This window comes from Nonomuraea sp. NPDC004186, from assembly GCF_053603495.1.
Genome location: NZ_JBSGFQ010000030.1, coordinates 47,016 through 66,928, shown reverse-complemented (window position 1 = coordinate 66,928; position 19,913 = coordinate 47,016). Strand labels below are relative to the sequence as shown.

Below are 19,913 nucleotides of genomic sequence, written 5' to 3'. Positions count from 1 at the left end.
GGGCCGTAGATGAGCACCAAGGACTTCCTGGAGAAGGACTACTACGCCGTCCTTGGTGTGCCCAAGACCGCCACCGCCGAAGAGATCAAGAAGGCCTACCGGAAGCTGGCCAGGCAGTACCACCCGGACACCAACCAGGGCGACGTGACCAAGGAGACCAAGTTCAAGGAGGTCTCCGAGGCTTACGACGTCCTGTCCGACACCAAGCGCCGCAAGGAATATGACGAGGCGCGCACGCTGTTCGGGTCCGGGGTGGGCGGCCAGCGGCCCGGTGGTGGCGGGTTCCCGTTCGACTTCGGCGACCTGTTCGGCGGCACCGGACAGAACACCGGCAGCGGTGCGGGCGAGCGGCTCGGCGACCTGTTCGGCGGGCTGTTCAACCGTGGTGGCGGCACCACCCGCACGACCACCACGTCCAGGCCGAGGCGTGGCCAGGACATCGAGTCCGAGGTCACGCTGACGTTCACCGAGGCGGTCGAGGGCACCACGGTGTCGCTCAGGCTGACCAGCTCGGCCGCCTGCGCCGCGTGCACCGGCACCGGCGCCAAGGCGGGCACGACCCCCAGGGTCTGTCCCACCTGCGAGGGCACGGGCGCGGCCAGCCGAAACCTGGGCAACTTCGCCTTCTCCGAGCCCTGCCGCGACTGCAAGGGCCGCGGGTTGATCGTGGACGACCCCTGCCCCGTGTGCGAGGGCAGCGGCCGGGCCAAGAGCACCCGCACCATCCAGGCCCGCATCCCCGCCGGCGTGGCCGACGGCCAGCGGGTCAAGCTCAAGGCCAAGGGGGCGCCGGGCGAGAACGGCGGGCCCGCCGGCGACCTCTACATCCTCACGCATGTCAAGCCGCACGCCGTCTTCGGCCGGTCGGGTGACAACCTGACGATCACCGTGCCGGTCACGTTCACGGAGGCGGCGCTCGGCGCGGAGATCAAGGTGCCGATCCTCAAGGGCATGCCGGTCACGCTGCGCATTCCCACGGGCACGCCCAACGGGCGCACGTTCCGTGTGCGCGGCAGGGGCGTGACCCGCAAGGACGGCACCAAGGGAGACCTGCTCGCCATGGTCGAGGTGGTGGTGCCGAAGACGCTCGACGACAAGTCACGTGAGCTCCTCAACGAGTTCAACACCGCGACCGCGGGGGAAGACCCGCGCGCTGAGCTGATTCAGCGAGCCAGAAGCGAGTAGCCGATGGACGCCAATTATTTCGACCTGTCAGATGACACACCTGTATACGTGATCTCGGTGGCCGCGCAGCTGTCGGGGCTCCACCCGCAGACGCTGCGCCAGTACGACCGGCTGGGCCTGGTCAGTCCTGGCCGCACGGCGGGGCGCGGCCGCCTCTATTCGACCCGCGACATCATCCAGCTGCGCGAGGTGCAGCGGCTCTCCCAGGAGGAGGGCATCAACCTCGCGGGCATCAAGCGGATCCTCGAACTCGAGAACGAAGCTCTGCGGCTGCGTGAGGAGGTTCACCGCCTGCGTGCCGAGATGCGCATGGTCAGAGCGTTGATCCGATATGAGCTGCCACCGGGGGCATAGAAAGAATGGACTACAAGCTCACCCAGAAGAGCCAGGAAGCGCTCTCGGGTGCCATGCGGCGTGCCGCCGCGGAGGGCAACCCTGAGATCTCCCCGGCCCACCTGCTGACCACCCTGCTCTCCCAGACGGGCGGCACCGCCGCACCCCTGCTCGAAGCCGTCGGCGCCGACTGGCGCACGCTGCGGGCGCGGGCCGAGGAGCAGCTCGCGGCGCTGCCCAAGGCGCAGGGCGCGACGGTGGGGGCGCCGTCGAGCTCCCGCCAGCTCCTCACGGTGCTCAACACCGCCGCCCAGCACGCCAACCGGCTCGAAGACCTCTACGTCTCCACCGAGCACCTCCTGGTCGGCCTGGCCGCCGACGGCGGCCAGATGGCCGAGCTGCTCAAGTCGCAGGGCGCGACGCCGCAGGCGCTGCTCGACGCGTTCGAGAAGGTACGCGGGCACGCCCGCGTCACCAGCGAGACCCCTGAGGACACCTACCAGGCGCTGGAGAAGTACGGCGTCGACCTGACCGAGCGCGCCCGCGCCGGCAAGCTCGACCCCGTCATCGGCCGCGACTCCGAGATCCGCCGCGTCGTCCAGGTGCTCAGCCGGCGCACCAAGAACAACCCGGTGCTCATCGGCGAGCCCGGCGTCGGCAAGACCGCGGTCGTCGAGGGCCTGGCCCAGCGCATCGTGGCCGGCGACGTGCCCGAGTCCCTGCGCAACAAGCGGCTGATCTCGCTCGACCTGGGCGCGATGGTCGCCGGCGCGAAATACCGCGGCGAGTTCGAGGAGCGGCTCAAGGCCGTGCTCTCCGAGATCAAGGAGAGCGACGGGCAGATCGTGACGTTCATCGACGAGCTGCACACCGTCGTGGGCGCCGGGGCCGCCGAGGGCGCGATGGACGCGGGCAACATGCTCAAGCCGATGCTGGCCCGCGGCGAGCTGCGCATGATCGGCGCGACCACGCTCGACGAATACCGCGAGCGCATCGAGAAGGACCCGGCGCTGGAGCGCCGCTTCCAGCAGGTCTACGTGGGCGAGCCCTCGGTCGAGGACACGATCGCGATCCTGCGCGGGCTGAAGAGCCGCTACGAGGCCCATCACCAGGTGCAGATCGCCGACAGCGCGCTGGTGGCCGCGGCCGCGCTGTCCGACCGCTACATCACCAACCGCTTCCTCCCCGACAAGGCCATCGACCTGGTCGACGAGGCCGCCTCGCGGCTGCGCATGGAGATCGACTCCCGTCCCGTGGAGATCGACCAGCTCCAGCGCAACGTCGACCGGATGAAGATGGAGGAGCTGGCCCTGTCCAAGGAGACCGACGAGGCCTCCGTCCAGCGGCTCGAACGCCTCCGCAAGGAGCTGGCCGACCGCCAGGAGGAGCTCAACGCCCTCGTCGGCCGCTGGGAGCACGAGAAGGCCGGGCTCAACAAGGTCGGCGAGCTGAAGAAGCAGCTCGACGAGGCGCGCGGCGCCGCCGAGCGGGCTCAGCGCGACGGCGACTTCGAGGCCGCCTCCAGGCTCATGTACGCCGAGGTGCCCCGGCTGGAGCAGGCGCTGAAAGCCGCCTCCGACGCGGCGCCGCCGGACAACGCCATGGTCAAGGAGGAGGTCGGGGCCGACGACATCGCCGAGGTGATCTCGTCGTGGACCGGCATCCCCGCGGGGCGGCTCCTGGAGGCCGAGACGGCCAAGCTGCTGCGCATGGAGGACGAGCTGGGCAGGCGGCTGATCGGCCAGCAGAAGGCCGTACAGGCCGTCTCCGACGCCGTACGCCGCAGCCGGGCGGGCATCGCCGACATCGACCGGCCGACGGGCTCGTTCCTGTTCCTCGGGCCCACGGGTGTGGGCAAGACCGAGCTGGCCAAGGCGCTGGCGGAGTTCCTGTTCGACGACGAGCGGGCGATGACCCGGATCGACATGAGCGAATACTCCGAGAAGCACAGCGTGGCCAGGCTCGTCGGCGCGCCTCCCGGCTACATCGGTTACGAGGAGGGCGGCCAGCTCACCGAGGCCGTCCGGCGGCGCCCGTACACGGTCGTGCTGCTGGACGAGGTCGAGAAGGCCCATCCCGAGGTCTTCGACATCCTCCTCCAGGTGCTCGACGACGGGCGGCTGACCGACGGGCAGGGCCGCACGGTCGACTTCCGCAACACGATCCTGATCCTCACCTCCAACATCGGGTCGCAGTTCCTCATCGATCCCAAGCTGGAGAACGGAGCCAAGCGCGAGGCCGTCATGGGCGCGGTGCGCAACGCGTTCAAGCCGGAGTTCCTCAACCGGCTCGACGACGTGATCCTCTTCGACGCGCTGGGCACGGAGGAGCTGGCGCAGATCGTCGACCTGCAGGTCGAGCGGCTGGCACGGCGCCTGGCCGACCGCCGGCTGGCGCTGGAGGTCACGCCCGCCGCCCGCGAGTGGCTGGCGCTGACGGGCTACGACCCGCTGTACGGCGCCCGTCCGCTGCGCCGCCTGGTCCAGTCCGCCATCGGCGACAAGCTGGCCAAGGCCGTGCTGTCGGGCGAGGTCGTGGACGGCGACAAGGTCAAGGTCGACCTCGGGGACGACGAACTCCTGATCCAGCGCGCCTGACGGCGTTCTCCCGGAGCCCGGGGACCCTGGCGGGGTCTCCGGGCTCCGGCGTGTCGTCCTTCTCCGCGCGTGGTTTCGGCACGTGGTGGCCCTGGTCGGCGTGTCATGTCCGGGTCATCCGGCCACGTCTTTGGTAAGGTCCGGTCCACTCTTCGGACAAGCCGCACGCCCGCGGCCGAATGTGTGACTACGTTCAGCGTTCGTCGGATCACCGAAAACGATCAGGGACGTGACGTGTCATCTCAGAAGATCCGGAGCATCATCGCGGTGGCCACTCTGACCGCGGGCATCACCTGGCTGGCCGCGACCCCCTCGACGGCCGACATGTGCAAGGGCGGGGAGCCCGCCCTGCTGTCGCCCAAGTCGATCGCCACGTACTGTGAGGAGCGCGCCCCGGTGCGCCTGGACGAAGCCGGCGCCCGCGGCGGCAAGCTGGTCACCACCGAGAGCAACAAGCTCGCCATGGCGGCCGGGGAGATGGCCAGGCAGCTCGGCCTGACGGGGCTGGCCACCGGGCGGGAGGCGCTCGGCATCGCCGACCTGGGCGGGCTGGCCGCGAACTGGGGCATGCCCTCGCTGTTCTCGGCCTCGCCCGCGCTGTTGCCCATGGTGCCGGGTTCGACCTCGATGAAGGATCTGGCGACCGTGGCCGAGGTGCCCGCGCTGCCCGCCCTCCCCGTGCTGCCGCAGACGCCGCTGGTGGCCAAGCTGCCCGCCGAGATGCCGCTCGGGAACGCCGCTCCGTACCAGAACCGCATCGCGGGCTCCGCCGTCGAGTCGCCGCTGGACCTGAAGGAGCCGGTCGCGGAGGTCGGGTCCCAGGTGGTCGACATCCTGCTGCCCAAGGCGGTGCAGAGCGTCGAGGACACCTCGATGCTGCCGGGCGGCCAGCCCGCGGTGGACGGGTTCACGGGGCTGGCGCGGGAGCTGGGGCTGCGCTGAACCACCCACAGCTGATCCACCCGCAGGCGTCACAGCAGGGCCGCCCCGAAGCGGGCCCACACCACCGACCCGCCCGAAGGCGCCCCAGGAGGCCCTGAGCCGTCCTGGGAGCCGAGGCGGGCCGGGTGGTGGGGTCGTCAGCGGGCGAGGGCGTCCAGCTCGTCCTCAGGGAGCCCGAGGTCGACCCGGATGCGGTAGCGGGTGCGCAGGAGCGCCCCCTGCTCCGGATCGTTCTCGTCGCATCCCAGGACCGCCTGGGTGGCCCATTCGAGCCCTCCCTGGAGGTCCCCGTAGGCGACCAGCGTCTCGGCGATCGTATGAGCGGTCGCCGTGGAGACGCCGCCCTCCGCGCGTATGGTCTCGATGACCTCCCTAGCCTCATCGGGCCGGTCGAGCTCGAAGAGCGTGTCGGCGATGCCGGCGCGCGGGTCGAAACCCGCCTCGCCGCCGTCCTCGACCGCGCGCTGGAAACACTCCATAGCGCGCGCCGGCTGGCCTGCCGCCCGCCATTCTTCGGCAGCGAGGACCAGGATGGACGCCCTGGAGACGTCGCCCGACGAATAGCCGAGCGCTACGTCGTACAGCCGACTGGCCAAGGAACTGTGGTCGTCGGCCAATAGGGCCTGCTCAAGCAGACGATCAAGGTGCTCACGGGTCACATACGCCACACCGCGAGACTACCGAGCCAGTCGGCGCTTTGCCCGGTCAATGCGCATCGCCGGTCAGTCACAAATTCGGTAACGCCGCGTCCAATAGTGCTGACCCTGAGCGTGTCCGACCAGGTGGCAGGGCATATACGGGTCGCTTTGCTGCTACGCGAGCAAGGGGGCTGTGATGGGCGTGTCCAAGCAGATGACCTTCACACTGGCCTGTGTCGTCGTGTTGGCGGCCCTCGTCCCCGGTGTGGCGGGTTATTTGTCGGCCCGATTGGAGGCCATCGAATCCGCGGAGCGCAACTTGCATGCCCTGGAGGCAAGGCTGCATGTCCGCGAGGCAAGGGAAGCCCGTCCCGCCTCGATGTCGTCACCATGCCTGCGGACGCCGGCCACCCCGCGGTTCCAGCAGGTGCCCGCGATCGCCCTCGGCGAGCACGGGAGGCGGGTGCCTGCCTGGCTGGCAGGCCTGATCAAGGAAGTGGCGGACTTCAGGCCGGACTAGCGGACCGGCCAGGACCGCAGCTGGCGCGACAGGAAGCCCCGGATCAGCTGTTTGGCCGCGTCGATGATCTCCGGTGAGCCCTTGGGGTCGCGGCGGAAGGCCAGCTTGAGCACGGCGTCGCCGGCCTCGACCGCCACCAGCACGGCCAGGTCGAGCTCCGGGCTGTCGGCCAGCCCGAACTCCTTGAGCAGCAACCCCCGCAACCGCCCCGCGATCACGGTGTTGTTGTCGGAGTCGGAGTCGAGCAGGTTGAGGTCGACGGCGTCGCCGAAGTGGAGGCTCTTGAAGCCGGGGACCGTCCTGTGCATGTCGACGTACTCGTCGATGATCGCGTCGATGGCCTCCCACCAGCCGCGATATTCCTCCGTGAGGAACCTGCGGTCGACCCTGCGCACGAACTCCTCGACGTTGCGCCGGGTGAGCTCCTGCGTGACGGCCCGTTTGTCGGGGAAGAACTGGTAGATCGACCCGATCGCGACCCCTGCCCGCTCGGCGATGCGAGTGGTGGACAGGGCCTCGTATCCGGTCTCGTCGAGTAGCTCCGCGCACGCGTCGAGCATCCGCTCCACGCGGCGTGCGCTGCGGCGCTGGGCCGGCTGGCGCCTGAGGGCTCTGGGCTGGGCGCAATCATCATCGAGTTGCGGCGAGGACACGCAGTCATCTTCTCCCGGATGGGCGATCGTTACCTGCCAATTCCTGGATTTCTTATGGTTCCGCTCCGACGTGCGAGCGCGCGCATCGTTCCCGGCGAAATCCGGGAAAGGGCATACCCGATTTTCCCCTCCGGGTTGACCGGCACAACGGCCTGATTCCGGTGTACGGCCCGCAGAATGTGGGCGGCCACCCGCTCGGCGGGATAGCCGCGCCGCGCCAGGCCCCGTACGGCGTCTTCGCGCAGGTCAGCGCCCACGTACGTGGCGTTGCGCGCGATCGGCGTCGAGACGAACCCCGGGCAGACGGCGCTCACCCCGATCCCGTGCCCGGCCAGCTCGGCCCTGAGGCAGTCGCTGAGCATCTTCACGGCCGCCTTGGAGGTCGAGTACGCGGGCAGCAGCCGGGACGGCGCGAACGCGGCCAGAGAGGCGACGTTGACGATGTGGCCGCCTTCGCCGCGTTCGACCATGGCGGCGCCGAAGAGCCGGCATCCGTGGATGACGCCCCACAGATTGACGTCGACGGTCCTGCGCCAGTCGTCCACCGTATGATCAAGAAAAGACCCGGCGACGGCGATCCCGGCATTGTTCACCACAATGTCCGGCACCCCATATTGAGCGATGATATTTCGCGAAAAATCTTCCATTTGATCGATATTCGATACATCGACCTGCACGGCGTGCCCCGTACCCCCGAGGTCCTCGGCGATGGCGTCGGCGGCCCGCGCCGCCGCGTCGGCGTCGATGTCCGCGCACACCACCTCGGCGCCGTGGGCCGCGAACGCCCGCGCCGTCGCCAGCCCGATCCCGGACCCCGCCCCGGTGACCACCACCAGCCGCCCGTCGAAGGCCCGCCGCGACCCCCGCACGGCGTGGGCGCCGTCGGCGAACTCGGCGATCATCCGGGCCACCGCCTCGGGACGGCTCCGGTGCGCCCAGTGCCCGGCCGCCACCTTCCGGTGCCGGAGCCTGGGCACCCACTGCCCGATCGAGGCCAGCAGCGCCGGGGTCACGAAGGCGTCCCGCGTGGCCTCGATGATCTGCACGGGCACGTCGCCGACGCCCGGATCGCCGTCCGCGCCCATGTTCCGCCGGTACATCCAGAGCCCGTTGCGCCCGTCCTCGGCCAGCGTCGGCGCCGGATGTCCGGGCCGCGGCGCGATGCCCTCGCGCCGCAGCGTACGGGAGATGATCCCCGGCATGACCGAGCCCCACGCCAGCTCCGGCACCACCGGAACCTGAAATGCCCCGATATACCAGGACTTGATGCGCTGCGCCGCGACGTCCCGCCGCTTCCCATGCCGCAGGAAATGAGCGGCCTGCCGCAGCCCGGGCCCGCCCAGGCTCGTGAATGACGCGATCCGTTCCCGGAGTCCGTCCCTCCCGAGGGCCTCCCAGCCTTGGAGCGACCCCCAGTCATGCCCCACGAGATGCACCTTGGACGCGCCCCCAGCGTCGATCACGGCGTTGATCACGGCGTCGAGGTCGGCGATCAGGTGGTCGAAGTCATAGTCCCGGCTGTCCCGTGGCGCCGTGGACTCCCCCGCCCCGCGCACGTCGTACCGGACGACGTGGTAGCGGTCGCGCAGGAGTGCGGCCACCTCGTCCCAGACGCGGTGCGTGTCGGGGTAGCCGTGGAGCAGCAGCACCGTCGGGTTCGCCGGGTCGCCTTCCTCGAAGACCGCCAGCCGCACGTCACCGGACTCGACCCATCGCATCGCGACCTCCTATTGGACGAATCGTCCAGTAGCATAGATCGTTCATGGACGCGCGGCCAGCCCGGCGCAGGAGCGCAGCGCCTTCCAGTCCGCGACCGCCTGGGTCCGGGCGGGCCCCGTCATCGGGACGGGCACACCCCCTTGGATGGTGGCCGGGGTCCAGCTGTCCTTGAGCACCTTCCGCCCGTTGATGGTCAGCGTCAGGACGCCGGTCCGGCCCGTGGTGCCGGGGGTGGAGTTGTAGAAGACGAAGTTGCCCATGCCGTAGTTGACGTACGCGTTGTCCAGATACCCGGATCCGAGCAGGATGTGCGCGTGCCCGCCGACCACCACGTCGGCGCCCGCCTCGACCAGTTTGGGGGCCAGCGAGAGCTGCGCCGGGTTCGGGCACTTCTGCATCTCGGTGCCCCAGTGCAGGTGGACGATCACGGTGTCGGAGTTCTTCCGCGCCTGCCGCACCGCCCTCAACAGGCTGGCCTCGTCCTTGGCCGAGGCCAGCCCGCCCTTGTCGGCGGTGGCCGTCCACGACTGGATGAACTCCGCGTCCAGCACCTGCGTGGCCCCGATGATGGCCACCCGGTTGCCGTTCACGGTCTTGCGGAACGGCCTGTACGCCTGCGCCGCGTCCTTCCCGATCCCCACCACGGGGAACTTGCTGGTCCTGATCGCCGCCAGCGTGTCCGCCAGGCCGGTCTCCATGTAGTCCATGCCGTGGTTGTTGGCCATGGACACGACGTCGACCCCGGCGGCCTTCAACGCGGTGAAGGCGGTCGGCGGCGCCCGGAAGGTGAACTGCTTCCCCGGCGCCGGCGTCCCGCCCGTGGTGATCGCCGTCTCCAGGTTCACCATGGATAAGTCGGACTTGCGCAGCACGCTCGCGATCGGCCCGAGCGCCGTGCCGGGGCCGGCCAGCCGTCCCCGCAGCATCCCCTCGAAGTGCACGTCCCCGCCGAAGGAGATCGTGTACGGCCGCCGTTTCGGCTTGGGCTTCGCCGTCGGCGACTCGGCCACCTGCTGGTCCACCTGCTTGCTCTGCGGCTCTTTCTCGGGGGCCGATGAGCAGGCCACCAAGGACGCGGCGACGGCGAACAACGGGAGGGCACGGGGGAATCTCATCTGCCGCCACTTCCGCTCGAATCCGGTCGTTTAGGGATTGAGCATGCCATGCAGGGCGGATTACCGCGCAGGCTCCCCCTTCTCCAGCAACCTGCGCATCGCCTCCCGGGTCGCGTCGTCCATCGGCGTGTACACGACCAGCCGGATCTCGGCCACGGCCGTGAGGCTGGTCGTGCTGAAGCGCAGCTCCCCCAGCTCCACGTGCTTGAACCGCTTCACCCTCGGCCCCGGCTCGGCCACGTCCTGCCTGGCCCACAACCGGGCGAACTCGGCGCTCTCCGAGCTGAGCCGGCGGATGAAGTCCTGCCAGCACGGGTCGTCCACGTGGCGGCTGTAGGCGCCCCTGAACACCGCCACGGCCCGCGCGAGCTCCTGGTCGCGGTTGAGCAGCAGGGTCGTGGGGGCGGGGGTGAGGCAGGTGTACCAGAGCGAGTTCCGCTCGCCCTCCGGCGCGCTGACCAGCTCGGGGAACACGGCGGCGTAGGCGGCGTTCCAGGCCAGGGCGTCGCACCGGCTGTTGGTCACGGCGGCGGGCATGTCGCCGAGCCGGTCGAGGATCTGCCGCATCTCGGGCGTCACCTGGCCCGAGTCGGTGTCGGCCGGGCTCAGCGCCTGGCCCGCCAGCCGGTAGAGGTGCTGGCGCTCGGCGGCGTCGAGCCTGAGCGTACGGGCGATCGCGTCCAGCACCTGGGCGCTGGCGTTGATCGGGCGGCCCTGCTCCAGCCACGTGTACCAGGTCACGCCGACGCCCGCGAGCTGGGCGACCTCCTCGCGCCGCAGGCCGGGCGTCCGCCTGCGCGGTCCCGGCGCGAGGTCGACCATCTCGGGGGTGATCCGCTCGCGACGCGTACGCAGGAACGCCGACAGGTCGATGCGCTTTGCCTCTGCCACGCTCATGTCTCCACTATGGGGCGAACCACCAAATCCTATCCAGTTACCGCCAGTACCAGTATAAGTGGGCTCTCGTTACTGGTACTGGATCCCCGGCAGACTGCTACACATGACGCAAACTGCCGCTATTTCCCCCTCTGTGGACACCAAACCGCAGGAAGGGAACCGGGCCAGCGGCCTGCTCCTTGCGATCATCCTCGTGGGGCAGTTCCTGGCCATCCTGAACGTCAACATCGTCAACGTGGCCACCCCGACCATCGAGTCCGACCTGCACTCCTCAGGCGCCGGGCTGCAGATGATCGTCGCCGGATACACCATTGTCTATGCCGTCCTGTTGATCACCGGAGCCAGGGTCGGCGACCTGTTCGGCTACCGCAACGCATTCCTGGGCGGGCTGGCGCTGTTCACGGTGACCACGCTCGGCGCGGGCCTGGCGCCCTCGACGGGCTGGCTCGTGGCCGCCCGCCTGCTGCAGGGCGCCGGGGCGGCGATGATGATGCCGCAGGTCCTGACGTTGATCCAGCGCAACTACCACGGCGCGGCCAGAGGCCGGGCGATGGGCCTGTGGTCGCTGGTGATCAGCGGTGGCATCGTGATCGGCCAGGCTTTCGGCGGGATCCTGCTGGGCCTGGGCGCGGGCTGGCGAGTGGTGTTCCTGGTGCTGGTGCCGATCGGCGCGCTGCTGATGGTGGCCGGGATGAAGGTGCTGCCCGCCGACGAGGGCGGAGGCCGGACGGGCCTCGACCCGTGGGGCCTGGTGTCCCTGTCCGCGGCCGTGCTCCTGCTCGTCGTGCCGCTGGTCCTCGGCCGCGAGCTCGGGTGGCCGGCGTGGGGCTGGATCTCGATGGCGCTGAGCGTGGTGACGTTCTTCGCGTTCGTCCGCATCGAGCGCTGGGTGACGGCCCGCGGCGGGCGTCCCCTGGTGGACGCGCGGGTGCTGCGCGCGCCCGGCATGCGGCCGGGGCTGGCGATCCTGCTGTTCGGCCCGGCGACCTGGGGCGCGTTCCTGTTCACCTCGGCCCTGCACCTGCAGGGCGAGCTGCACCTGACGCCGCTGTCCTCCGGCATGATGCTGGTGCCGTGCGCGCTGGCCTTCGGCCTCGTCGGGCTCCTCTGGCCGCGCCTGCCGCTCCGCCTGCAGCGCCCGCTGGTGCCCTTCGGCTACGTGGTGGCCGCCCCCGCCTACCTCGGGCTGGGACTCGCCGCCGGCGGCGGCCTCCCGTACGCGCTCATGAGCGCCCTCGTCGGCGCCGGGCTCGGCGTGCAGGTCGCGGTGACGAACATGGCGACCGAGCAGGTGGACGACGCCTACGCGGCGGACGCGAGCGGCGCGCTGCTCACCGTGATGCAGCTCGGGCAGGTCATCGGCGTCTCCACGGTCGGGACGCTGTTCATCACGCTGAGCCAGGGCCACGGCACGGTGTCCGCCTCGCTGGTCTCCTCCATCGCCATGGCGGGCCTCGCGGTGGTCGCGGGGCTGAGCTCGCTCTTCCTCGTACGGCGCCGCGTACCGGCCGCATAATCCGGGCCCGGGAATTTCCCCCACAAGCAAGACGGCCCGCGCCCCCCTTTACCGGGGGCGCGGGCCGTCTTATGCACTCCGGGAAAAGACTTCCCGGAAAGAAACCTCAATCTGCGAAATATCCCTGAGCCGTCCTGCCGCGCGAGAAGAAAATGCTGCGGCGGTTACGGTTTTTCAGGCACCTGGTACGAGCGTGGCCAAGTCGAACTCGCCCTCACGCACTCCCGCGGTGAAGGCGGCCCACTCCTCAGGAGTGAAGACGAGAACGGGCCCGTCCTGCTCCTTGCTGTCCCTGAGCGCAACGTTGCCGTCAGCCAGGGGGGCGACCTCGACGCAGGCCGATGCGCCGTTGCAGAATCTGCTCTTCCGCCAGGCGGCCGCCGTAGTGTGGATGTACATTCTCTCCCCAAATGCGTAAAGGGGCTCCGTTGCCCCTTCCTGAGGTCTCGCCGTTAACGTCTCCACAGCATGGCCTTCCGCTGGATAAGAACGCGTGATTCGTCCTCATCCAGGGCCTCCGACTTAATATGGTCGAAAGCCGCTTCGTACCCGGCCACCCGTTCGAGATCATCGACGAAGTGAGCAGTATACAGCTGCTCTAGGTACACAACATCATCAAATGCCGCAAACTTAAGATGAATAAACGCACCGGTGTTAACCGGATGAAGTGAGTCCAGGGTCAGGACGTGAATGCTGACGTGCGGCAGCAGGGAGACCTCCAGGAGATGCTCCATCTGCTCGCGCATGACCGAGGGCTCGCCGAAGCGACGCGTCAGCGCCGACTCGTCGAGAACCACCGTCAGCTCGCAGGGATCCGCCCGGTGCAACACCCGCTGCTGCCTGTCGAGGCGGGCTTCGACCCGGCTCCTGACACCGCTGTGCGTGATGCGCGCGATGCCACGGGTCGCCAGGATGACCTCCCTGGCATAGTCCTCGGTCTGCAAGGTGCCAGGCACGATCTGGGGTTCCCAGTTGCGCTGGAATTTCGCCTCAGCCTCTAACCCGAGGAATCTTGTGTACTCCTCGGGTAGAGCGTCCTCGTAATCTTCCCACCAGCCGCGCTGCTCCGCATCCCGCAACAGGCCGAAGAGCTCGTCAAGTTTCTCCTCGTCCACGCGGTAAAGCTGCGCCATGACCTTGATGTCGTCGGCGCTGGGCATGGTCTTGGCGGCCTCGATGCGGCTGACCTTGCTCGCGGACCAGCCGAGCTCGCTGGCCGCCCTGGCCCCGGTGAGCTTCTTCCGCTCCCGGAGGAGGCGCAGCTCCTGACCGAGCCGGAGCCTGCGTACAGTCGGACTGCCCTGCTGCGATGGCACCGCCACTCTCCTTGTTCGGGAATGAAGGTGTAGCCGGTGGGGATCGTTTGGGACCCGGCTTTTGGGGCCGTTCGCCCAATCTTACACTGCAAGTTGCACGTGGAGTGCCGCTCGTCCTTGTCGGAAGGCTTTCATGGGGAGAGCGTAGGGGCAAGACGAACTACGGCCAGGGGTGGGCCTGGGGTGGAACATCTCCCGTTGCACGCCGTGCGTGACACTTCTGGTGCAAGTTGCACGGCAAGAGGTGAAGAAATGTAAATCTTCCCTTGCTTAAAGTATTGCAGCATCGCTCACCTCGGGGGACGATCGGTTCCAGGAGGGTTCTCGAGTGGTGAGGAGGCCGGGTATGACGACACGGCCGTACACATCGGGCTCTCCGACTTCGATCGCGCGGCCCCGCCCGGGCCGCCTCGCCGGCAACGTCGCCGCCCCGGATACGAAACTCCGCCCCAGGGAGGCCGCTTGCCGGAAGGACTTCGGAATCGCCTGAAGAACTCAGCGAGAGTCCGCTCATTCGAGCCTGGAAAAAACCGGGCCGAGGCTGACCACCAGCGCGCCGCATTCGGGCTGCCACCCTGCGGCGAGACCGGTCATCAGCCGTCGGTCCGGCGAAGAAGCCACCTCTGAAAATGCCGCGAAAGGGGTCTTCTCATGTACTCACAAGGTACCAAGGGACTCGCCCGAATCAAGTGCCGGATCCGAGAGCTTATGGCTTGGGCCGATCGCGAGATCTGCATGGAGCCCGACGAGTTCGCCTACCACGTCGGATGGACCGTGAGCAGGACCGGGTTCGGCTCCCGTCGCTACCGCGACCCACGGTTCGACCAGCTCAGCGTGCCACAGCGCGTGACGGAGGAGGTGTCCTGACGTGCCGAGGAACCCGCGCAACCAGATCTACCCCGCCAACGAGGACCTTCCCGCCGCCGGGCGCGGCGGGCCGCTGGTCAGGCTGTGGCGGGTCCGTACCGAGCTGATGCTGCTCGCCGCGCTGGCGCTGCTGACGCTCACCCTGCTGGGGGCCACCCAGGAGGGCCGGTGGTGGCCGTTCGTCCTGCTGACGAGCGCCGTCTCGGTGCCGGCCGCCACCAGGAGCGGGCGCAACTGGGTGAGCGCGCACTTCTGGTGCGTGGTCTCCAGGCACCGCCTGCACCGGGTCTGCCTGGAGACCACGATGCACACCAGGGCCGGGCGGATCCCGCTGGTGCTCTGGATCACGCCGACGACCACGGGCGAGAAGGCCCTGATCATGACCAGGGCCGGCATCTCCGCCGAGGAGTTCGAGGCGTACAGCGAGGAGATCGCGGCCGCCTGCTGGGCCAGGAGCGCGAACGTCTACCGGCACCGGCGCCGGGCGCAGTTCGTGATCGTGGAGATCGTCAGGCGCGACGAGGTCCCGGGAGCGACCTCTCCCGGGCTCGACCGGCTGTACGGCAGACGGGCCTGGATCTCGCTGAGACCCGACCTCGAGGAGCCGCCTGATCTGCGCGCACCGGCCGCACCGGCCGCGCTGGCCAAGGCGGGCTGAGGACCTGGGGGAATCCGGGACATTTCCCCGGGTGGGAAGCCCCGGAGACCGCGGGGGCTCCGGGGCTTCCCCATGTGCGCGGTACGGGCCAAGATGAGTTCAGCTGGCGAACTCAGGAGTCGTGATGACGTCGACCGTCCACCGGACCTGTCCCCTCTGCGAGGCCGTCTGCGGCCTGACGCTCACCCTCGACGAGGGCGGGCACGTGACCAGCGTCCGCGGTGACAAGGACGATCCGTTCAGCAAGGGGTTCATCTGCCCGAAGGGGGCCAGCCTCGGCCGGCTCGACGAGGACCCCGACCGGCTGAGCAAGCCGCTGATCAGGGAGGGCGACCTGTGGCGCGAGGTCGGCTGGGAGGAGGCGTTCGCCGCCGTCAAGGCGGGCCTCGACCGGGTCGCCGACCGCCGGTCCGCCGCGATCTACCTCGGCAACCCGAACGCCCACAGCATGGCGGGCGCCCTGTACGGCGCGCCCCTGATCAAGGCGCTCGGCACCCGCAACGTCTACTCCGCCAGCACCGCCGACCAGATGCCCAAGCACGTCGCGAGCGGGCTCATGTTCGGGCACCCGCTGGCCATCCCGGTCCCCGACCTGGACAGGACCGACTACCTGCTGATGCTGGGGGCCAACCCGCTGGAGTCCAACGGCTCGCTGTGCACCGCGCCCGACTTCCCCGGGCGGCTGAAGGCCCTGCGCGGCCGCGGCGGCCGGCTCGTCGTGGTCGACCCGCGCCGTACGCGCACCGCCGCGCTGGCCGACGAGCACGTCTTCGTCCGCCCCGGGACGGACGCCTACCTGCTGTTCGGCATCGTCCACACGCTGTTCGCCGAGGACCTCGTCAAGCTGTCACACCAGGTGAACGGGTTGGCCGAGGTGCGCGAGGCGGCCAAGCACTTCCCGCCGGAGGCGGCCTCCGGGCGCACCGGGGTGCCCGCCGAGGTGATCGTGCGGCTGGCCAGGGAGCTGGCGGGAGCCCGTACGGCCGCCGTCTACGCCAGGATCGGCACCTGCACGGCCGAGTTCGGCACGCTGGCCCAGTGGCTCGTGGACGTGCTCAACGTGCTCACCGGCAACCTCGACCGGCCGGGCGGCGCCATGTTCCCCAAGCCCGCGACCGAGTTCGGCGCGCGACGCAGGCCGTACACGGTGGGCCGGTGGAAGAGCCGCGTCAGGGGGTTGCCGGAGAGCAACGGCGAGCTGCCGGTGGCCACGCTCGCCGACGAGATCGAGACACCCGGCGAGGGGCAGGTCACGTTCCTGATCACGGTGGCGGGCAACCCCGTGCTGTCGGCGCCCCACGGGGCCAGGCTCGACGCGGCCTTCGGGCGGCTCGACTTCATGGTGAGCGTGGACCCCTACCTCAACGAGACCACCAGGCACGCGAACGTCATCCTCCCGCCACCGCGGATGCTGCAGTCGGGCCACTACGACTTCGCGCTGCTCGGGTTCGCGGTCCGCAACTACGCCCGCTACTCGCCGCCGCTGCTGCCGCTGGACGGGCAGCCCTCCGAGGCCCAGATCCTGGCCAGGCTGGCCATGATCGCCTCGGGCCTGGAGGGGGACCTGGACGAGTTCGTGATCGGCGAGACGCTGCGCAAGGCCACCGAGACGCCCGGCTCCGGGGTCGAGGGACGGGACGTGGCCGGGCTGCGCGCCGAGCTGGAGGGCGAGACGGGCGGCGAGCGCCGGCTGGACCTCATGCTCAAGCTCGGCCCCTACGGCGAGTGGGCCGGCAAGGGCGACCTGTCGCTGCGCAAGCTGCTCGACAACCCGCACGGCCTGGACCTCGGCCCGCTGGAGCCCCGGCTCGACGAGGTGCTGAAGACCGCCTCGGGCCTGATCGAGCTGGCGCCGCCGCAGATCGTCGAGGACGTGGAACGGCTGCGCGGCAAGCTGGACGAGGACCCGCCGGAAATCGTCCTGATCGGGCGGCGCCACCTGCGCTCCAACAACAGCTGGCTGCACAACGTGGGCCCGCTGGTCGGCGGCAGCAACACCTGCACGCTGCAGATCAACCCGGCCGACGTGACCAGGCTCGGGCTCGACGGCGAGGCGGTGGTCCGCTCCGCGAAGGGGCAGCTCACGGTGCCGCTCGAACCCACCGACACGATCATGCCGGGGGTGGTCAGCCTGCCGCACGGCTGGGGCCACGCGGGCAGCTCACAGAGCGTGGCGGCCGAGCACGCGGGGGTCAGCGTCAACACGCTCACCGACGAGTCCACCGTCGATGTACTGAGTGGTAACGCAGTGTTCAACGGAGTTCCGGTCACGATTTCACCAACCGGGGTGATCATCGCACAATAGGGTGTCGCGCGTGACTATCGCGCCAGAAGAGGACCGCCTGAACGCCCAGATCGCCTTCGCCATCGAGATCGACAAGTTGAAGCGGATCATCCGCCGCAACCATTTGATGGACGGCTCGCGGCGGGAGAACACCGCCGAGCACTCCTGGTACGTGGGCACGTTGGCGATGATCCTCGGCGAGCATGCCCCACCCGGGACCGACCTCCAACGGGTGGTGGCCATGTTGCTCGTACACGACCTGGTTGAGATCGACGCCGGCGACACGTTCATCTATGACCCCGTGGAGGTGGCCGCGCAGGCCGGCGCCGAGCGCGCCGCCGCCGACCGCATCTTCGGACTGCTGCCCGCCGACCAGGGGCAGTGGATGCGGGAGCTGTGGGACGAGTTCGAGGCCAGGAAGACGCCGGAGGCCAGGTTCGCCAAGGCGCTCGACCGTTTCTCCCCGATCCTGGCCAACCACCTCACCGAGGGCGGCACGTGGCCGTTGTTCAAGGTCAAGGCCGCGCAGGTCAGGGAGAAGGTACGGATCATCGAGGAAGGTTCGCCGTCCCTCGGCGCGTACGCGCTGGAGCTGGTCGAACTCTCCGTGGCCAGGGGACACCTGTCCGAGTGATCCCCACATGGGCGGGGTAGGGGACTTGTCGTGAAAGAGGAAGTGCGAGCGAAACGTCGGCCGTTGCGGGGTTTGGCCGGGCCGGTTGCTCTCGCCGACCGGCTGGAGAAGTCCAAGACCCTTGACACGCCGATCAGAGTGCTGGCCAAGACCGTACGCCAGCGCATCCGTCCCGGCCGGCTACGTGACCTGCTGCACGGCGTCCCCACGGGCAAACCGCTGCACCCGCCGCTGGCCACGGTCAGCCTGGGCTGCTGGCTGTCCGCGGCGGTGCTGGACCTGACCGACGGCGATCCGCGGGCCTCGCGCGTGCTGCTGGCCGTGGGCATCGCCAACGCGCTGCCCACGGCGGCGGCCGGGCTGACCGACTGGTCCTCTCTCCACCGCGAGCAGCAGCGCGTGGGCTTCGTCCACATGCTGTCGAACGTGGCCGCGCTGGGCCTGTTCTCCGGCTCCCTGCTGGCCCGGGTACGCGGGCGCGAGCAGATGGGCCGCACCCTGACCCTGGCCGGGCTCGGCCTGGCCGGGCTCGGCGGCTATCTCGGCGGCCACATGGCCTACCGGCAGGCGGCCGGGGCCAACCACGCCCCGCAGGTCTCCCACCTGGTGCCGCTGGGCTGGCACGACCTGTGCCTGCTCAAGGACCTGCCGGAGGGCCGGCCCGTCGCGCGGCGGCTCGGCTACATCCAGCTCTTCGTGCTGCGCCAGGGCGAGGCCGTCACCGTGCTCGCCGACCGCTGCCCGCACCTGGCCGGCCCGCTGCACCAGGGCAGGCTGGTCATGGAGAACGGGGAGGCGTGCGTGGTCTGCCCGTGGCACGGCAGCACGTTCAGGCTGGCCGACGGCTCGGTGCGGCACGGTCCGGCGACCGCCCCCGCGCCCATGTTCGAGACGCGGATCCGGCGTGACGGCACGCTCCAGGTGCGGCCGGGGTTGACCTGAAGTTCGCTTGAGGTTTTACCGTCGGCCCCATGAGCACGATTCTGGTGACCGGCGCGACCGGCAATGTCGGCAGGCATGTGGTGTCCCAGCTCGCGGGAGCGGGGCTGGAGGTGCGGGCCCTCGTCAGGGACCCCGCGCGGGCGAGGCTGCCCGAACACGTGGAGGTGGTGCGCGGCGACCTGTCCGCGCCCGGGACGCTGGAGCCCGCGCTGAAAGGCGTGGAGAGCGTGTTCCTGCTGTGGCCCCATTTCACCGCGGACGGCGCCGCCGAGGTGGTCACGGCCATCGCCGAGCAGGCGCGGCGCGTGGTCTACCTGTCGGCCAACGTGGCGGACGAGCCGGTGACGCACTACCACGAGATCGAGCGGCTGATCCGGCACTCGGGGCTCGGGTGGACGTTCCTGCGGCCCGGCGGCTTCGCGGCCAACACGCTGGGCTGGGCGGGGCAGATCAGGCAGGGTGTGGTGCGCTGGCCGTACGGGCAGGCTTCGAGGCCCCTGATCCACGAGCGGGACATCGCGGCCGTGGCCACGCACGTGCTCACCTCGGCGGGCCACAACGGCGCCACGTACGTGCTGACCGGCCCCGAGCGGCTCACCCAGGCCGAGCAGGTGCGCGTGATCGGCGCGGCGACCGGGCGCGAGGTGCGCTGGGAGGAGCAGCCGCCGGAGGAGGCCCGCGAGCAGCTCTTGGCCGCCTGGGGGAACGCGGCCTTCGTCGAGAGCGCGCTGAAGGCGTGGGGCAGCTTCGTGACGGCTCCCGAGCAGGCCACCGACACCGTGGAGCGGCTGCTCGGGAGGCCCGCTCTGACGTTCGGTCAGTGGGCGGAGGACCACGTGGCGGACTTCAGCTGACCTCGTCCACGGGGTGCTCCACGAGGGCCAGGATGCGGCTGGACATGAACCTGGCCGTGCGCACCGGCGTGCCGGTGCGGGTGACCTCGCTCACCTCGACGAGGCCCCGCCTCGTGGTCACGTCGACCCGCCGCCCGGCGCGAGTGGCCCTGATCTCGTACGTACGCGGTGTGCCTCCGGCATCGATGACGATCTCTACCCAGTCGCCCTTCATGTACGGATTCATACCCGCAAACGCGGCAC

19 protein-coding genes and 1 pseudogene are annotated in these 19,913 nt (G+C 69.7%); 12 read left to right on the top strand and 8 right to left on the bottom strand.

Annotation, left to right across the window (positions count from 1 at the left end):
- Window positions 1–9 precede the first annotated feature (9 nt).
- From dnaJ to ACWEPL_RS24425, 4 genes and pseudogenes are all read left to right on the top strand, one after another.
- Window positions 10–1,185 (top strand): molecular chaperone DnaJ, encoded by a 1,176-nt coding sequence (gene dnaJ / locus ACWEPL_RS24440; protein ID WP_363976823.1) that lies wholly within the window; start codon window positions 10–12, stop codon window positions 1,183–1,185.
- Between the two features lie 3 nt (window positions 1,186–1,188).
- Window positions 1,189–1,512 (top strand): annotated as a pseudogene (locus ACWEPL_RS24435) (heat shock protein transcriptional repressor HspR); the annotation flags it as partial.
- Window positions 1,513–1,544: 32 nt separating this feature from the next.
- Complete coding sequence (clpB, locus tag ACWEPL_RS24430) at window positions 1,545–4,115, top strand: ATP-dependent chaperone ClpB (RefSeq protein ID WP_355210196.1); 2,571 nt, start codon at window positions 1,545–1,547, stop codon at window positions 4,113–4,115.
- A 234-nt stretch (window positions 4,116–4,349) separates the two neighbouring features.
- Window positions 4,350–5,057, top strand: coding sequence for a hypothetical protein (locus ACWEPL_RS24425; RefSeq protein WP_363976826.1), 708 nt, complete (start codon window positions 4,350–4,352; stop codon window positions 5,055–5,057).
- Window positions 5,058–5,194: 137 nt separating this feature from the next.
- Here the strand turns inward: ACWEPL_RS24425 and ACWEPL_RS24420 are convergent, their stop codons facing one another.
- A complete protein-coding gene (locus tag ACWEPL_RS24420; RefSeq protein WP_225963876.1) occupies window positions 5,195–5,653 on the bottom strand; it encodes a tetratricopeptide repeat protein in 459 nt (152 codons plus the stop codon).
- A 238-nt stretch (window positions 5,654–5,891) separates the two neighbouring features.
- Between ACWEPL_RS24420 and ACWEPL_RS24415 the strand changes: the two genes are divergently transcribed.
- Entirely contained in the window at window positions 5,892–6,215 is a 324-nt protein-coding gene (locus ACWEPL_RS24415) for a hypothetical protein (RefSeq protein ID WP_350739711.1), read from the top strand.
- On the opposite strand, the gene ACWEPL_RS24410 is transcribed toward ACWEPL_RS24415, so the two are convergent.
- The 4 genes from ACWEPL_RS24410 to ACWEPL_RS24395 all read right to left on the bottom strand — a co-directional run bounded on the left by ACWEPL_RS24410 (window position 6,212) and on the right by ACWEPL_RS24395 (window position 10,599).
- Window positions 6,212–6,775, bottom strand: a complete 564-nt coding sequence (locus tag ACWEPL_RS24410; protein WP_350739856.1) for a TetR/AcrR family transcriptional regulator — start codon at window positions 6,773–6,775, stop codon at window positions 6,212–6,214. The two genes, ACWEPL_RS24415 and ACWEPL_RS24410, sit on opposite strands and share 4 nt — an antisense overlap.
- Window positions 6,776–6,897: 122 nt before the next feature.
- Window positions 6,898–8,586 carry an SDR family oxidoreductase gene (locus tag ACWEPL_RS24405; RefSeq protein WP_452437527.1) on the bottom strand — a complete coding sequence of 563 codons (1,689 nt, stop codon included), beginning with the start codon at window positions 8,584–8,586 and terminating at the stop codon, window positions 6,898–6,900.
- Window positions 8,587–8,628: 42 nt separating this feature from the next.
- A complete protein-coding gene (locus tag ACWEPL_RS24400; RefSeq protein WP_363976833.1) occupies window positions 8,629–9,702 on the bottom strand; it encodes a CapA family protein in 1,074 nt (357 codons plus the stop codon).
- A 60-nt stretch (window positions 9,703–9,762) separates the two neighbouring features.
- Window positions 9,763–10,599 carry a helix-turn-helix transcriptional regulator gene (locus ACWEPL_RS24395; RefSeq protein ID WP_363976836.1) on the bottom strand — a complete coding sequence of 279 codons (837 nt, stop codon included), beginning with the start codon at window positions 10,597–10,599 and terminating at the stop codon, window positions 9,763–9,765.
- A 103-nt stretch (window positions 10,600–10,702) separates the two neighbouring features.
- Between ACWEPL_RS24395 and ACWEPL_RS24390 the strand changes: the two genes are divergently transcribed.
- A complete protein-coding gene (locus ACWEPL_RS24390) occupies window positions 10,703–12,115 on the top strand; it encodes an MFS transporter (protein ID WP_397372697.1) in 1,413 nt (470 codons plus the stop codon).
- A 174-nt stretch (window positions 12,116–12,289) separates the two neighbouring features.
- On the opposite strand, the gene ACWEPL_RS24385 is transcribed toward ACWEPL_RS24390, so the two are convergent.
- Window positions 12,290–12,514 carry a DUF397 domain-containing protein gene (locus tag ACWEPL_RS24385; protein WP_350739697.1) on the bottom strand — a complete coding sequence of 75 codons (225 nt, stop codon included), beginning with the start codon at window positions 12,512–12,514 and terminating at the stop codon, window positions 12,290–12,292.
- A 53-nt stretch (window positions 12,515–12,567) separates the two neighbouring features.
- The gene (locus ACWEPL_RS24380) at window positions 12,568–13,431 is read right to left on the bottom strand and encodes a helix-turn-helix domain-containing protein (protein ID WP_350739694.1); all 864 of its coding nucleotides are present in this window, start codon (window positions 13,429–13,431) and stop codon (window positions 12,568–12,570) included.
- A 708-nt stretch (window positions 13,432–14,139) separates the two neighbouring features.
- On the opposite strand from ACWEPL_RS24380, the gene ACWEPL_RS24375 reads away from it, so the two are divergent.
- The 6 genes from ACWEPL_RS24375 (at window position 14,140) to ACWEPL_RS24350 (ending at window position 19,670) form a co-directional block, all read left to right on the top strand.
- Window positions 14,140–14,298: a hypothetical protein gene (locus tag ACWEPL_RS24375; protein ID WP_350739691.1), complete on the top strand. Its 159-nt coding sequence runs from the start codon at window positions 14,140–14,142 to the stop codon at window positions 14,296–14,298.
- A 1-nt stretch (window position 14,299) separates the two neighbouring features.
- Window positions 14,300–14,956: a hypothetical protein gene (locus ACWEPL_RS24370; protein WP_449910664.1), complete on the top strand. Its 657-nt coding sequence runs from the start codon at window positions 14,300–14,302 to the stop codon at window positions 14,954–14,956.
- Between the two features lie 124 nt (window positions 14,957–15,080).
- Window positions 15,081–17,261, top strand: a complete 2,181-nt coding sequence (locus tag ACWEPL_RS24365; RefSeq protein WP_452437526.1) for a molybdopterin-dependent oxidoreductase — start codon at window positions 15,081–15,083, stop codon at window positions 17,259–17,261.
- A gap of 1 nt (window position 17,262) precedes the next feature.
- A complete protein-coding gene (locus ACWEPL_RS24360) occupies window positions 17,263–17,874 on the top strand; it encodes an HD domain-containing protein (protein ID WP_350739682.1) in 612 nt (203 codons plus the stop codon).
- Between the two features lie 63 nt (window positions 17,875–17,937).
- Window positions 17,938–18,816, top strand: a complete 879-nt coding sequence (locus tag ACWEPL_RS24355) for a Rieske 2Fe-2S domain-containing protein (protein WP_452437525.1) — start codon at window positions 17,938–17,940, stop codon at window positions 18,814–18,816.
- 29 nt (window positions 18,817–18,845) lie between these two features.
- The gene (locus ACWEPL_RS24350; RefSeq protein WP_452437524.1) at window positions 18,846–19,670 is read left to right on the top strand and encodes an NAD(P)H-binding protein; all 825 of its coding nucleotides are present in this window, start codon (window positions 18,846–18,848) and stop codon (window positions 19,668–19,670) included.
- Here ACWEPL_RS24350 and ACWEPL_RS24345 read toward each other — a convergent pair.
- Window positions 19,663–19,884 carry a hypothetical protein gene (locus ACWEPL_RS24345; RefSeq protein WP_350739673.1) on the bottom strand — a complete coding sequence of 74 codons (222 nt, stop codon included), beginning with the start codon at window positions 19,882–19,884 and terminating at the stop codon, window positions 19,663–19,665. The genes ACWEPL_RS24350 and ACWEPL_RS24345 overlap by 8 nt on opposite strands.
- Between the last annotated feature and the right edge of the window lie 29 nt (window positions 19,885–19,913).

Excerpts from the sequence above, each read along its gene's own strand:
- dnaJ (WP_363976823.1), top strand. The coding sequence starts at position 10 with ATGAGCACCAAGGACTTCCTGGAGAAGGACTACTACGCCGTCCTTGGT.
- clpB (WP_355210196.1), top strand. The coding sequence starts at position 1,545 with ATGGACTACAAGCTCACCCAGAAGAGCCAGGAAGCGCTCTCGGGTGCC.
- ACWEPL_RS24415 (WP_350739711.1), top strand. The coding sequence starts at position 5,892 with ATGGGCGTGTCCAAGCAGATGACCTTCACACTGGCCTGTGTCGTCGTG.
- ACWEPL_RS24410 (WP_350739856.1), bottom strand. The coding sequence starts at position 6,775 with ATGCTCGACGCGTGCGCGGAGCTACTCGACGAGACCGGATACGAGGCC.
- ACWEPL_RS24405 (WP_452437527.1), bottom strand. The coding sequence starts at position 8,586 with ATGCGATGGGTCGAGTCCGGTGACGTGCGGCTGGCGGTCTTCGAGGAA.
- ACWEPL_RS24400 (WP_363976833.1), bottom strand. The coding sequence starts at position 9,702 with ATGAGATTCCCCCGTGCCCTCCCGTTGTTCGCCGTCGCCGCGTCCTTG.
- ACWEPL_RS24395 (WP_363976836.1), bottom strand. The coding sequence starts at position 10,599 with ATGAGCGTGGCAGAGGCAAAGCGCATCGACCTGTCGGCGTTCCTGCGT.
- ACWEPL_RS24390 (WP_397372697.1), top strand. The coding sequence starts at position 10,703 with ATGACGCAAACTGCCGCTATTTCCCCCTCTGTGGACACCAAACCGCAG.
- ACWEPL_RS24385 (WP_350739697.1), bottom strand. The coding sequence starts at position 12,514 with ATGTACATCCACACTACGGCGGCCGCCTGGCGGAAGAGCAGATTCTGC.
- ACWEPL_RS24375 (WP_350739691.1), top strand. The coding sequence starts at position 14,140 with ATGGCTTGGGCCGATCGCGAGATCTGCATGGAGCCCGACGAGTTCGCC.
- ACWEPL_RS24365 (WP_452437526.1), top strand. The coding sequence starts at position 15,081 with ATGACGTCGACCGTCCACCGGACCTGTCCCCTCTGCGAGGCCGTCTGC.
- ACWEPL_RS24350 (WP_452437524.1), top strand. The coding sequence starts at position 18,846 with ATGAGCACGATTCTGGTGACCGGCGCGACCGGCAATGTCGGCAGGCAT.
- ACWEPL_RS24345 (WP_350739673.1), bottom strand. The coding sequence starts at position 19,884 with ATGAAGGGCGACTGGGTAGAGATCGTCATCGATGCCGGAGGCACACCG.